Source organism: Victivallis sp. Marseille-Q1083 (genome assembly GCF_903645315.1).
GTDB lineage: Bacteria > Verrucomicrobiota > Lentisphaeria > Victivallales > Victivallaceae > UMGS1518.
Map to the genome: position 1 here is coordinate 176,460 of NZ_CAHJXL010000002.1, position 13,745 is coordinate 190,204.

Genomic DNA, 13,745 nt, shown 5'->3' on the forward strand with positions numbered 1-13,745 from the left:
TTCGATATGGCACGAACCCAAGCGCAGTTGGCAGATAATTTTCGCGAGAGTGACTTTTTAACCTTGGCCTCATTGCTTGGGGTTGTTCCTTTTGAAGCCCTTTGCAATGCACTGACCAAGTGCGGACTTGCGACGCAACGTTACCGCAAACTGCCACTGGAATTGATGGCTTATTATGTTATTTGCCTTTCGCTGTATTCAAGCATTTCGTTGCAAGAGGTTTTGCGCTGCATTCTTGAGGGCTTTGACTGGCTGAAGATAAAAATGCCTTGCGGCGAGATCAAAGAGCGAGGAGGAATTTCACGTGCCAGGAACCGTTTGGGGTACAAGGCAATGCAATGTTTATTCGAGGATGTTTGTAAACCCCTGGCCCAGCCGGATACCATTGGCGCCTTTTATCGGGGATGGCGTTTGATGGCAATCGACGGCACAACCTTTGATTTACCGGATGAGCAGAGGAATCATGATTTTTTTGGCCGTCCGCCATGCTCCCGCGGGAAAACCGCATTTCCGCAATTGCGCATGACAACTTTACTTGAAATCGGTACGCGTGCGATTATTGGTGCGGCCCATGGGCCTTATTCTGAAGGGGAAAATACTCAAGGCAAACGACTTTTGCCGCTCCTGCAAAAGGATATGCTGCTACTTGCTGATCGTGGCTTTGGTTGCTATCCGTTCTTTTCCGAATGCATCAAAACTGGCGCATCGTTAGTGTTTCGAATCCGCAGCAATATGAAATTTGCAAAAGAAAAAATTCTGCCGGACGGTTCTTTTTTAAGTACGTTCTATCCTGGCGCGGAACAACGCAAGAAAACCAATGGCATTCCTGTTCGAGTAATTGAATATGCCATCAAAGGCTCCAGCGAAAAATATCGCTTGATAACCAGTATTTTAAAAGAGGAAGACGCTCCGGCTTCGGAACTTGCGGCTCTCTACCACGAGCGCTGGGAGATCGAATTGGCTTATGATGAATTGAAGAATCATCTGAAGCAACCAGGAGCCGCCTTGCGAAGCAAAACCCCGGAATTGATTATACAGGAATTGTTTGGATATCTACTTGCGCACTATACGATTCGCAGCTTAATACATCAAGCCGCACGGAAAAATAAGGTCGATCCAGACCGGCTTTCCTTTATCAATGCGGTACGAATTCTGTGCAGAAAAATCACTGCTGCTCATTTTCCCCCTCAAACCACAGGAAATTGAGTATATTCGCGAAGCAATCATTCTGGAGATTGCGGCAACAACTGCCTGTTCTTCTCGCGGGATTACACGAGAACGGGCAGTAAAACGCAAAATCAAAGGATGGAACATCAAGCAGGTTTTTTCATCCAAGACTGCTCCGCATGAAGGCTTTATTGATTAAAGTAAGCAGTATTGCTGCCAACCTGAATATTGCATAAATTATTCCAGAACAAAGAGGCAAAATCTTGCTGAAAGTGTTCGACAATCCGACAACGTGAAACACTCTTTTCCGGACATGTTTCGGTAAAGAGTGTTTGCGCTGGTTGCGGGCAATGAAGATCTCAATGACCATCATGAATTACGAAACGATCCGTTGATTCAGGCCGTTGTCGGTCGTGACCGGTTACTCGCCACCCCAAGCACTTTGTGTCGATTCGAAAACGGGCTGAGACGTCAGGCCTGTATCGAATTGAGCCGGTTATTTGTCGAATTCTTCCTTGAGAGCTTCCTTGCGCCGCCTCGTGACAGGAAGGTAAGTCTTTAAAAAAGTGAAACGATGTTTGTGAATCGTACCTCGTCACCAATCTTGATGATGATGGACAATATCTTTATGAAAAAGTCTATTGCGCTCGCGGAGAGATGGAAAACCGGATCAAGGAACAGCAACTTGATCTTTTTGCCGATCGGACAAGTTGTCATGATTTTGTAACAAACCAGTTCCGGCTTCTGCTTTCAAGTTTGGCTTATATTCTCATGGAACGATTTCGGGCCTTGTTGTTGACAGGAACTCTATTTGCCGAGGCAACCTGCGGCAAGATTCGCTTATACCTGATGAAAATCGGCGCCATTATTCGGCGGAATACCAGAAAAATTTATGTTGCTCTTTCAAGTGCTTGTCCAAATCAGGAACTCCTGCGCTTGATCGCCGCAAAAATCATTGCCATGGAATAATCGGTAGGAGAGCTGTCCCTGGCTTGTTGATCAACAACAGAGATAAGGGGGAGTAGGGCAGATTTCCGGTTTTACAATTTCCTGAAAATAGAACTCAGATTACTGAAACGTTTTGCGATGGGCAAATTGCTTCCATAACCGGCAATGCTCAGATCGCGAATTATTTTGATTACGGAGTTACAGAAGACGGTCAGATATGGAAGATAACCAATATCGGCTGCTGGCAGTCCCCGTTGGACAAAGGAATATCATGATATGTTAACTCGTAAGATTAAGGTTGAGTTTTCTGGCTTCAACGACACAATCATTACAGAACAATTAGGATGGGATGGTAATAATGATGATACACTTACCATTACTTCATCAAATAGGATCATATTAACAGACATTATATTTTAAAGAAAATAATTGCTGATTTCTAATGAGCATACAGTCTATTTATGGAAATTATAGTGGCAATATTACCACAAAAACTATACAAAATAAAGTAAAAATTATTAGGTTTTTTTAATAAGATAAATACCAGAAATTTATTCGATAGATATTTACAAAAATACTTCAATACAAAATATTATAATTGATCGTGAAACAAAGAAAAAAACAGTCAATAATGTGAAATATGGATATAACCAATCTGAACAATATATACATATAAATGGTCTTTTAGTTTCTCAAAAAAATTTTTCTGATTTGATTACTACTTATAATTATGACAGATTGGAGAGAGATTTCCAAGAAAATTCCAAGAATCGGCATACAAGAAATCACATACTTTGTTAATGGTGCAGGAAAAACAGGGAAAATACATATATAAAAAAATACTGCTGGTCATACTGTAATTTGTGATTATGACACTTCTGGAAATTTGAAATATATCCAAAATTCATTGAATCAAAAAGTCTATTTTTTATATAACAATATGAAACAACTACCAAAGATATGGGGTGATTTGTTATATCCTACCGAATTTATTTATAGTAATTCCGGACAATTAATCCAACGAAAAACCTATAGAACTGGTACAAATTGGAACAACTCATCGGATGGAAAACTATTGACCCGTACATGGGCAAGAGTGAACGCTGGACAACCGTTAACAACCACTTACGGCTATGATATTTTCGGACAGCTTCACAAGATTGATTATTCCGACTCCACGCCGGATATCACCTATACCTACAATCGTCTCGGGCAACCATTGACCGTTGTCGATACCACCGGGACCAGAACATTTACTTATAATGTACAATTCGCCTTGCAAAAGGAGTTAATCAGTGGTATCTATACGAAAGAGTTGAATCGCGTTTATACCACCAGCGGCTTAAAGGGAAGTTACAGTGGATTGAACATCGGTACGGTCAATCTGTATACCTATGGTTACGACCAGTACAGCCGCTTGAATAAAGTGACTACCGCGGCCGGCGTTTTTAATTATACCTTTCTTGCCAACAGTGACTTGATCGCTTCAATGACCCGCCCGAATAATGTGCCGACCAACTACACTTACGAAACAGCCAGGGATCTGTTGACCAAAGTTGCCAACGGCGCCATCAGCACATTCCAATATAACAATGATGCGCTCGGACGTCGTACCAGCATGAACCGCAGCGGCAGCGCTTTCACCGCTGCAGATGTTTTGAGTTACACTTACAACAGCTATTCCGAACTGACCGGCGCCTCGTCGAACAACAATGCTTCCTATAGTTACAGTTATACCTACGACCCAATCGGCAACCGTAAGACTGCCGGCCTGGCCGGCACTAATTGGACCTATACCGCCAACAGTCTCAACCAATATTCAGCGTTGAATCAAGCAGGTACAGTTCAGAATCCGACCTATGACACCGACGGCAATATGCTGACCCGCGACGGCTGGACGCAAACCTGGAACGCCGAGAACCGGCTGGTCAAAGCCGAAAAAGGTACCGCAAAATTAGAGTTCGCTTACGATTACATGGGGCGACGCATTGAAAAGAAAGTCTATAACGGCAATACTTTGACCAGCCATATCCGCTTTATTTACGATGGCTATAAGCTGATCGAAGAACTCAATGGACTGAATAACAATGCCGTCCTGCGGCGTTATGTCTGGCAGCCGGTAATGCTTGATGCTCCGTTGACGGTTTTCGATGCAGCAGCCAATAAAACCTATTTCTATCATACCGATGCTAATAAGAACGTGACCGATCTGACGGACTCTGCAGGCACGATAGTCGCGCATTATGAATACAGTCCCTTTGGACAACTGGTGAAATCTTCCGGAGCTTATGCAAATACTAATGTCCTTACCTGGAGCAGCGAGTATACCGACAGGGAAACTGGTTTGGTCTATTACAATTTCAGAGAATATGACCCCGTATTAGGACGTTGGATATCAAAAGATCCAATTAATGAATATGGAGGATTAAATCTATATGCGATGTTAAAAAATAGCATTACATCTAATATTGATCTGTTAGGGTTAATCCAATGTTGTGGAGAAACTTTTATTGACCCGGTGGTGTCATGTTGTGAAAATAATCAACCCGTTGATAAAGTAATTGATGATGCTGGTCGCCAATGTTGTCCGAATGAAATAGGAACAGTAACAATTCATATTATGCCATTGGGGATTTCATTATCTGCGTGGACAGGACATGCTTGGATACAAACGCCCACTCAATTTGCTGGATTCCATCCATCCAAAGGGGGATTAGGGCAAATTCATTCTGTAGGTAAAGTTAAGGATGACAGTATTAGAACAAATAGGGATGGAAGTCTCCGATTTATTTCCTATCCAGCGAATTCATATGAATATAGAGCTTGTCCGGCAACCTATGAATTAGTCGATGAAGCAATAAATAATACAAGAACAAATCCAACTGATTTTTCCTATGATAACTCTTTTTTAGGGGGGAGAAATTGTACAGGACAAGCTTGTTATTGGATTGATTATAGTGGATTGACTGCACCATTTGATCCGGATACACGGGGGCTTTGGCCGGGAGCTCCCGGAGTTAGAGAATATGGTCCAGGAAGAGAACCTAAACCTATTTTATATTTTCGTAACCATAAATAATTATCGTTGATAAAACATAGAAAGATTTGATTATGATTTATTATGTTAAGAATAAAGAATTTATTACATTTATATCATTTATTTTTTTATTTTTTACCCTTTTAATGGTCACTGGGATAATTCATTTATGGTGTGAAACACCTCATAATCTGAATTTATCTAATGTTATTTCATTTAGCGCATTATTATCTTTTATACTACTTCCAACAATAATTGCATTTTTTGTAGTATTGTTTTTACTATGTATACAATCAAAGCACAAAGATGCTATCGCTCCATGCTTAATTTTACTGTTGAGTCCTTTAATTATGTTAGTAGAAGAATTTGTTAGGTTTTATTTCTTTAGTTCAATGAATGAAACATTTTTTTTGCAATATCAACGGCACTTCCTTGTCTAATTGCGAGCATTGTTCTTAAGAAAGTTGAATCTTTGGCCATATTTTTTGTTAATTTTTTTTATGGGAATAATTCAATTTGCAATTATTATAATGTTACCTTCACCCTAAATAAAAATTATAATCATCCTGGAAAAACATTAATTATTATGGATGCAGTTATTACTTAAAAGTCTTAATACTTGTAACTGTATATCCTCAATGTAAAATTAAAAATACAGCTTATTTTATTTCTGATCAATAGAACTATAATCTTTACTTATATACACAATTCACCTAGCAAAAAAGGGGATTTATGGATGCCGCAGGATATTGGAGTAGTAAGTTATTTATCTGATACAAATTATGCTCCATATATAATATCATCAATTTATTTTTTTGATCATTATGAATTTTGGTTATGGGGTAGGAGCTGTTATACGAGGAGATGAGGTTGGTGTTTTTGACACAAAGGACATTCTTCGTAACTTCTATGTCATGTAAAAATGATGAGGTGATAATTTCCACATCTATATCTCATAATGAAGATGATTGGTATAATAAAGCAGAAACATCATTTACAATTGAAGATGGAGAAATCATCTTTAATGGAGGTGAAGTAAATACAATATATTCATATCCTATTGGCCCATACGGGGAATTCCTGCATATTATTGGCACGATAAAAGTCAATCCAACTGGAGTTAATCGAACCAACTGGAAAAATTACTATAGAAAGAAAATAATATTATTAAAATAAAAGAAGAAAAATGAATAAATATATATTAATAAATCTGTTTTTCATTAACTGTACCATATCAATGTTATTGTTGACATCGTGTGTATCGCGCGTATGGATTGATGATTTGGAAAATAGTGATAATCCTATAAATCAATTATATGCAGCTTCATATTATTTAAAAGGAACCGTTCCTGAGGATATAAATTATGAAAAAGGCCTTATTCTGCTTGAAAAATCAGCTGCGCAAGGAGAGCCATATGCTCAAACTTGGCTTGGGATGATATATTATAGATTCGGCAATTAACATACGTGCAATATTTGCTTGATGGTGTATATTATCATCATGGAAACTCAAGATGCCCGAAAACTCGATAAGGTCGCTCTTGAAGAGCGGCGCAAGCAGGCCGTGAGATTGTATCAAAGCGGCAAATGTAATAATTGTACAGAAATCGGAAAAATCGTCGGAGCGCACCGCAACACGGTGGGCAAGTGGATAAGCAAGTGGAAAAAAAGCGGCTTGTCTGCTTTGAAAGTAAAGAAATGCGGTCGTCCAGTCGGCTTTGGACGCCGTCTGCTTCCGCATGAAGAGAGTAAGATACGGAAAGATTTGGTCGATCATTGTCCGGATCAGTTAAAATTGCCATTTGCGCTCTGGACTCGTCAGGCGGTACGGTTGCACATCAAGATTTCGTTTGGAATCGAAATACCAGTCCGAACCATGGGGGAGTACTTGAAACGCTGGGGATTTACGCCGCAAAAACCAGTTAAGAAAGCTTATCAGCGCAATGAGGCGCACGTTCAAAAATGGCTGATTGAGGAGTATCCCCGAATCAAAAAGCTGGCAAAATCAGAAGATGCGGATATCTTTTGGGGGGATGAAACAGGAATTCGCAATGACGAGGCCAAGGGCCGCAGTTATGCGCCGAAAGGCAACCCCCCGGTGCAAGCAGTCAATCCGGTACGCGAAAAAGTTAATATGATCAGCGCGATTACCAACCAGGGGAAAACTCATTTCATGTTTTACAGCGAAACGATGACAGCTCAACTCCTGATCCAATTCATGGAACGTCTGATTCGTCAAAATGAGCGGAAAGTGTATTTGATTCTGGATAACCTGCGGGTTCACCACAGCAAAACGTTGACTGGTTTTCTGCAGGAAAACGCGGCTTTCATCAGGCTATTTTACTTGCCGAGCTACAGTCCCGACCTGAACCCGGATGAATATCTCAACCGCGACTTGAAATCAAATCTGAGCAACAAGCCCTTGGGGCGCGCCAAAGGAAAAATAACCGAACATGCCAAGCAACATATGGAAATGATAGCTGAACAGCCGGAACGAATCAAGAAATTATTCCATTCCAAGACTGTTTTATATGCAAGTTAGTTAGTTGCCGGCACAATATTGTCCATCATCATCAAGATTGGTGACGAGGTACGATTCACAAACATCGTTTCACTTTTTTAAAGACTTACCTTCCTGTCACGAGGCGGCGCAAGAAAGCTCTCAAGGAAAAATTCGACAAATAATCGGCTCAATTCGATGCAGGCCTGACGTTCCACTCCGTTTTCGAATCGACACAAAGTGCTCGGAGTGGCAAGCCGGTCACGACTGACAACGGCCTGAATCAACGGATCGTTTCGTAATTCATGATGGTCATTGAGATCTTCATTGCCCGCAACCAGCGCAAACACTCTTTACCGAAACATGTCCGGAAAAGAGTGTTTCACGTTGTCGGATTGTCGAACACTTTCAGCAAAATTTTGCTTCTTTGTTCTGGAATAATTTATGCAATATTCAGGTTGGCAGCAATACTGCTTACTTTAATCAATAAAGCATTCATGCGGAGCAGTCTTGGATGAAAACTCCTGCTTGATGTTCCATCCTTTGATTTTGCGTTTTACTGCCCGTTCTCGTGTAATCCCGCGAGAAGAACAGGCAGTTGTTGCCGCAATTTCCTGAATGATTGCTTCGCGAATATACTCAATTTCCTGTGGTTTGAGGGGAAAATGAGCAGCAGTGATTTTTCTGCACAGAATTCGTACCGCATTGATAAAGGAAAGCCGGTCTGGATCGACCTTATTTTTCCGTGCGGCTTGATGTATTAAGCTGCGAATCGTATAGTGCGCAAGTAGATATCCAAACAATTCCTGTATAATCAATTCCGGGGTTTTGCTTCGCAAGGCGGCTCCTGGTTGCTTCAGATGATTCTTCAATTCATCATAAGCCAATTCGATCTCCCAGCGCTCGTGGTAGAGAGCCGCAAGTTCCGAAGCCGGAGCGTCTTCCTCTTTTAAAATACTGGTTATCAAGCGATATTTTTCGCTGGAGCCTTTGATGGCATATTCAATTACTCGAACAGGAATGCCATTGGTTTTCTTGCGTTGTTCCGCGCCAGGATAGAACGTACTTAGATCTTATCCCTAAATAGCAGTTGAAATTCAATAAAAATATGCTATATTTACTCAACCGCAACAGAGAGGTGGATATGGCATTAAAAGCTTGGGAAGTATCCGATGCGTTTTGGAGCAAAGTAGCCCCCCTGATTCCCAAATCCAGGCGTGATCCGGAAAAAGAGTATCAGCGTCGACGTGGAGCCGGACGCAAACCGATGGAATCTCGCAAGATTTTTGAAGCTATTGTGTATGTCCTCCGCACCGGCATCCAATGGAAGGCATTGCCCAAGGAGTACGGTAGCTCCAGTAGTGTTCATCGCCATTTTCGCAAATGGGAAGAAGCAGGATTCTTTCGCAAACTTTGGAAGAAAGGTCTTGCCGAATATGATGATATGGAAGGTATTGCATGGAAATGGCAAAGTATCGACGGAGCCATGACAAAAGCTCCGACAGCCCAAGAAACAGTAGGACCGAATCCTACTGATCGGGAAAAAAAATGGAACCAAACGTCACATTCTGGTCGACGAGCGTGGAGTCCTGTTGTCAATCGTCGTAACCGGAGCGAATCGACATGATGTCACGCAAGTTGAGGAAGTCTTGAAGAATCGAGTCCGAAAACCTCGTGGGCGTACCAAGCAGAACCTTTGCGCTGACGCCGGTTATTCCGGCGTAAAATCAGAGGAAGTCATGAAAAAATATCGCTACACGCCTCACATCAGACCTCGCGGGGAAGAGAAAGTTGCAATTCAAAAAGGCTATAAAGCCAGACGATGGATTGTTGAAGTCGCTCACTCCTGGCTCAATCGATTTCGTAAATTATTGGTTCGATATGAAAAGACGAATGCATCCTATGAGGCATTACTTCAATTGGCAGCAAGCATTATAATATTTCGAAAACTAGGTTCTATTTAGGGATAGGCTCTTAAAAAAGAACCGTCCGGCAGAATTTTTTCTTTTGCAAATTTCATATTGCTGCGGATTCGAAACACTAACGATGCGCCAGTTTTGATGCATTCGGAAAAGAACGGATAGCAACCAAAGCCACGATCAGCAAGTAGCAGCATATCCTTTTGCAGGAGCGGCAAAAGTCGTTTGCCTTGAGTATTTTCCCCTTCAGAATAAGGCCCATGGGCCGCACCAATAATCGCACGCGTACCGATTTCAAGTAAAGTTGTCATGCGCAATTGCGGAAATGCGGTTTTCCCGCGGGAGCATGGCGGACGGCCAAAAAAATCATGATTCCTCTGCTCATCCGGTAAATCAAAGGTTGTGCCGTCGATTGCCATCAAACGCCATCCCCGATAAAAGGCGCCAATGGTATCCGGCTGGGCCAGGGGTTTACAAACATCCTCGAATAAACATTGCATTGCCTTGTACCCCAAACGGTTCCTGGCACGTGAAATTCCTCCTCGCCCTTTGATCTCGCCGCAAGGCATTTTTATCTTCAGCCAGTCAAAGCCCTCAAGAATGCAGCGCAAAACCTCTTGCAACGAAATGCTTGAATACAGCGAAAGACAAATAACATAATAAGCCATCAATTCCAGTGGCAGTTTGCGGTAACGTTGCGTCGCAAGTCCGCACTTGGTCAGTGCATTGCAAAGGGCTTCAAAAGGAACAACCCCAAGCAATGAGGCCAAGGTTAAAAAGTCACTCTCGCGAAAATTATCTGCCAACTGCGCTTGGGTTCGTGCCATATCGAATCTCCTGTTGTCTATGAAGATAATATAGCATGAAATCAATAATCTTCAAGAATTAAGTAAGCAGTATTGAGGTTAGAGGGCCAATTTTTTCACGTAAGAAAAGCCTCTTGCCCAAGCCGGCCGGGCACTGCTTTGCCGCCGGAAGCCCGGTGAACGGGACTTCCGGACGGTGTTTTGGTTTATCCCCAATTATTTTCCCCGGTCGTCGCATGCCGCCGGAGCAGGTCACGCCGGATTTTACCGGAAAATGTTTTCGGCAGAATCTTGACGAATTCGATTTCGCGTGGATATTTGTAAGGAGCGGTCAACTGCTTGGAATGCTTTTGCAGCTCTTTGACCATCGAGTCGGTCGGTTCGAAACCCGGGTTCAACACGATGTAAGCCTTGACTTTGGCGCCGCGCAGCGGGTCGGGGACACCGATGACGCCGACCTCATTGACTGCCGGGTGCTGCATCAATACCTCTTCGACCTCCTGCGGTCCGATCCGGTAACCGGAACTTTTGATGATGTCGTCGCTGCGGCCGATGAACCAGTAGTAGCCGTCCTCGTCGATCCGGGCTTTGTCGCCGGTGTAATAGTAACCGGCGACGAAAGATTTTTCATTTTCCTCCGGATTCAGGTATTTGGTCAGCAAGCCGTAAGGCGGCTGCGGCGTCATTTTGACGGCGATCCGGCCCTCTTCGCCGGTCGCGACCGGTTTGCCGTCGTCGTCGTGCAATTCGATTTCCCAGCCGGGCGCCGCCTTGCCGATCGAACCGGGCCGGTCCGGAATGTCGACGAAATTGGCGATCATGCAGACCGTTTCGCTCTGTCCGTAACCTTCGCGCAATTCCAGACCGGTTCCTTCACGCCAGAGCCGGATGGTTTCGGTCTGCAGCGATTCGCCGGCGGCGGTGCATTGCCGGAGTTCTTTGAAATCGAAGGTGGTCAGGTCGGCCAGCACCAGCATGCGGTAGACGGTCGGCGGCGCGCAGAACGAGGTGATTTCATATTTTTCGAGCAGCGGCAGAATTTCATCCGGATGGAATTTGCCGCGGATGTCGTAGATGAACACACAGCAGCCGATCAGCCACTGGCCGAAAAAATTGCCCCATAAATTCTTGCCCCAGCCGGTATCGGTCAGGGAGAAATGCAGATCGTCCGAAGTCAGGCCGTGCCAGAGCTGCGCCGTAATCCGGTGGGCGAGGGAATAGCCGATGCTGTGCAGGACCATTTTCGGCGTCTTGCTGGTGCCGGAGGTGAAGAGAATCAACAGCGGATCTTCCCGGCGGGTTGTAATCCGGAACGGCGTTTTGACTTCATGCCGGGAAAGCCGCGACGGATTGTCGAGCATTGCCGGATAACTGATCCAGTCGGCGCGTTGACCGTCGACGACCAGACGACTCTGCAGCGAAGGACATTCTTCAAAAATTTCATCGAATTTCGGCGCATTTTCCAGGTCGGTAATCACCATTTTGAATTTACCGACCTGGATGCGTTGTTGAAGATCGGCCGGCGTCAGCAGCACGGGGGTGGGGCACAGGACGGCGCCGAGCTTGATCAGCGCCAGGGAGAAAATCCACCACTCCGGAATGCGCGGCAGCATCAGGAAGACCCGGTCGCCTTTGGTAATGCCGACTTTGAGCAGCAAATTGGCGGCCTGATTGGACAGCTTGCTGAAGTCGTTGAAGGTGTATTTGCGTTCGGCGCCCTGCTGATTGACCCAGATCATCGCCAGCTTGTTGCGATCGTGCTGCGCCCAGCGGTCGATGACATCATAGCCGAAATTGAAAATATCCGGAACTTCCACCGGAAACTGGCTGCGTAAGGTGCTGCCGGAAGCGTTCGCCTCGGCTGACTCTTCTGTTTTCATGATAAATATCCTATAAATATCCTTAAAACGCGATTTCGATCGTGCCGTGGTTCTTGGCTCGCGGCTCCCAAAGTTATTTACCCGGTTATAAAATACACTTTCCGGATTTTTTTGCAATGCCGAAAACGGAAAATCCCCGGCCGCAATGTCTTGCGCCGGGGAACGGGACGGCAATCCTCAGCCGAGCAGAATCCGTTTCAGATTTTTCTTGCCGGCCTTCAGGATCAGCGCGCCGTCCCGGAAGTCGGCCGCCTTGACCATCAGTTGAAGATCGCCGATGCGTTGATCGTTCAGATAAGCGCCGCCGCCTTGAATCAGCCGCCTGGCGTCGCTGTTGGTTTTGGCCAGTCCGCTTTCCATCAGCAGTTTGACTACCCAGAAACCGTCGCCGTCGAATGAAGCGGCCGGCAGGGTGACGGTCGGCAGTTCCGCCGTTGCGGCCGCCTGTTCATTGATTTCGGCCAGCCGGCTGGAAGTGGCGATGCGGTGTTCGGGATCGGCAAAGCCGAATTTGCCGCCGGCGGCCAGATAGGCCCGGCGCGCTTCCGCTTCGCCGTGCGCCAGGCAGGTGGCTTCATAGGCCAGGATCTCCTTGGCCCGGTTGATGGCCGGGGCTTCCAGGGCGGACAGCCGTTTGATTTCATCCACCGGCAGCGTGGTGAAATAACCGAGCAGCTTGGCGAGCTGGGAATCTTCGCAGTTGCGCCAGAACTGATAGTAGTCGAAAACGCTGGTGCGGTCGACATCCAGCCAGACGTTGGCGCCGCCGGCGGTTTTGCCGAATTTGTTGCCGTTGCCGTCCAGCAGCAGCGGGAACGTCATCGCGAAAACCTCCTGCTGGGTCATCTTGCGCACCAGCTCGACGCCGGCGACCATGTTGCCCCATTGATCCTGGCCGCCGAACTCCATCTGGCAGTTCAAATCGCGGTTGAGGATGTAGAAGTCGTAGGCCTGCATGATCGAATAGTTGAATTCCAGAAACGACAGGCCGTTTTCCAGCCGCTGTTTGACCGACTCCTGGGCCAGCATCCGGTTGACGCTGAAACGATAACCGATTTCCCGCAGAAAATCGATGTATTGAATGCTCTGGAACCAGTCCAGGTTGTTGACGAAGTGCGCCGAACCGGCATCGACGGCGATAAAGCGCGACAATTGCTTTTTCAGGCATTCGGCATTGCATGCCACTTCCTCCTTGGTCAGGACCGGCCGGGCGCTGATCCGTCCGGACGGATCGCCGATCTGGGCGGTGGCGCCGCCGACCAGGACGATCGGCGTGTGGCCGGCTTTCTGCAGCAGACGCATGGCCATGATCGGCAGCAGATGGCCGACATGCAGACTGCTGCCGGTCGGGTCGAAGCCGACATAGAAACTGATTTTTTCGGTGGCCAGTTTGCGGGCGATGGTCTCCGGCGCGGTCTCCTGGTAGATGAAACCGCGATCGCGCAATTCATCGTAAATGCTCATTTTTGAATGATCTTTCCCTTTTTC

General features: G+C 45.4%; 11 protein-coding genes and 2 pseudogenes. 8 read left to right on the forward strand and 5 right to left on the reverse strand.

The features are described 5' to 3' along the window. Window positions 1-6: 6 nt before the first annotated feature. From HWX74_RS16780 to HWX74_RS16810, 7 genes and pseudogenes are all read left to right on the forward strand, one after another. Entirely contained in the window at window positions 7-1,206 is a 1,200-nt protein-coding gene (locus HWX74_RS16780) for an IS4 family transposase (protein WP_176014742.1), read from the forward strand. A gap of 289 nt (window positions 1,207-1,495) precedes the next feature. Then, complete coding sequence (locus HWX74_RS20750; RefSeq protein ID WP_176014743.1) at window positions 1,496-1,729, forward strand: transposase; 234 nt, start codon at window positions 1,496-1,498, stop codon at window positions 1,727-1,729. A 35-nt stretch (window positions 1,730-1,764) separates the two neighbouring features. Continuing rightward, window positions 1,765-2,136, forward strand: a pseudogene (locus HWX74_RS16790) (transposase); the annotation flags it as partial. 865 nt (window positions 2,137-3,001) lie between these two features. Continuing rightward, window positions 3,002-5,194: an RHS repeat domain-containing protein gene (locus HWX74_RS16795; protein WP_176014744.1), complete on the forward strand. Its 2,193-nt coding sequence runs from the start codon at window positions 3,002-3,004 to the stop codon at window positions 5,192-5,194. An 831-nt stretch (window positions 5,195-6,025) separates the two neighbouring features. After that, on the forward strand, window positions 6,026-6,328 hold the full coding sequence (locus HWX74_RS16800) for a hypothetical protein (RefSeq protein WP_176014745.1): 303 nt from the start codon (window positions 6,026-6,028) through the stop codon (window positions 6,326-6,328). A 106-nt stretch (window positions 6,329-6,434) separates the two neighbouring features. Beyond that, a complete protein-coding gene (locus HWX74_RS16805) occupies window positions 6,435-6,614 on the forward strand; it encodes a hypothetical protein (RefSeq protein ID WP_176014746.1) in 180 nt (59 codons plus the stop codon). Between the two features lie 39 nt (window positions 6,615-6,653). Then, on the forward strand, window positions 6,654-7,694 hold the full coding sequence (locus HWX74_RS16810; protein WP_176014747.1) for an IS630 family transposase: 1,041 nt from the start codon (window positions 6,654-6,656) through the stop codon (window positions 7,692-7,694). A gap of 77 nt (window positions 7,695-7,771) precedes the next feature. Here the strand turns inward: HWX74_RS16810 and HWX74_RS20755 are convergent, their stop codons facing one another. Beyond that, a complete protein-coding gene (locus HWX74_RS20755; RefSeq protein WP_176014748.1) occupies window positions 7,772-8,002 on the reverse strand; it encodes a transposase in 231 nt (76 codons plus the stop codon). 327 nt (window positions 8,003-8,329) lie between these two features. After that, window positions 8,330-8,668 (reverse strand): annotated as a pseudogene (locus tag HWX74_RS20335) (transposase); the annotation flags it as partial. 128 nt (window positions 8,669-8,796) lie between these two features. Between HWX74_RS20335 and HWX74_RS16825 the strand changes: the two are divergent. After that, window positions 8,797-9,616, forward strand: a protein-coding gene (locus HWX74_RS16825; protein ID WP_217704961.1) for an IS5 family transposase whose coding sequence is annotated in 2 segments (ribosomal slippage) — window positions 8,797-9,191 and window positions 9,190-9,616 — 822 coding nt in all. Because the reading frame shifts where the segments join, the coding sequence is not laid out codon by codon here. Here HWX74_RS16825 and HWX74_RS16830 read toward each other — a convergent pair. The 3 genes from HWX74_RS16830 to tyrS form a co-directional block, all read right to left on the reverse strand. Then, window positions 9,613-10,398 carry an IS4 family transposase gene (locus HWX74_RS16830; protein ID WP_176014750.1) on the reverse strand — a complete coding sequence of 262 codons (786 nt, stop codon included), beginning with the start codon at window positions 10,396-10,398 and terminating at the stop codon, window positions 9,613-9,615. The genes HWX74_RS16825 and HWX74_RS16830 overlap by 4 nt on opposite strands. A gap of 185 nt (window positions 10,399-10,583) precedes the next feature. Further along, complete coding sequence (locus HWX74_RS16835) at window positions 10,584-12,257, reverse strand: acyl-CoA synthetase (protein WP_176014751.1); 1,674 nt, start codon at window positions 12,255-12,257, stop codon at window positions 10,584-10,586. A 177-nt stretch (window positions 12,258-12,434) separates the two neighbouring features. Beyond that, window positions 12,435-13,721 carry a tyrosine--tRNA ligase gene (tyrS, locus tag HWX74_RS16840; RefSeq protein ID WP_176014752.1) on the reverse strand — a complete coding sequence of 429 codons (1,287 nt, stop codon included), beginning with the start codon at window positions 13,719-13,721 and terminating at the stop codon, window positions 12,435-12,437. Between the last annotated feature and the right edge of the window lie 24 nt (window positions 13,722-13,745).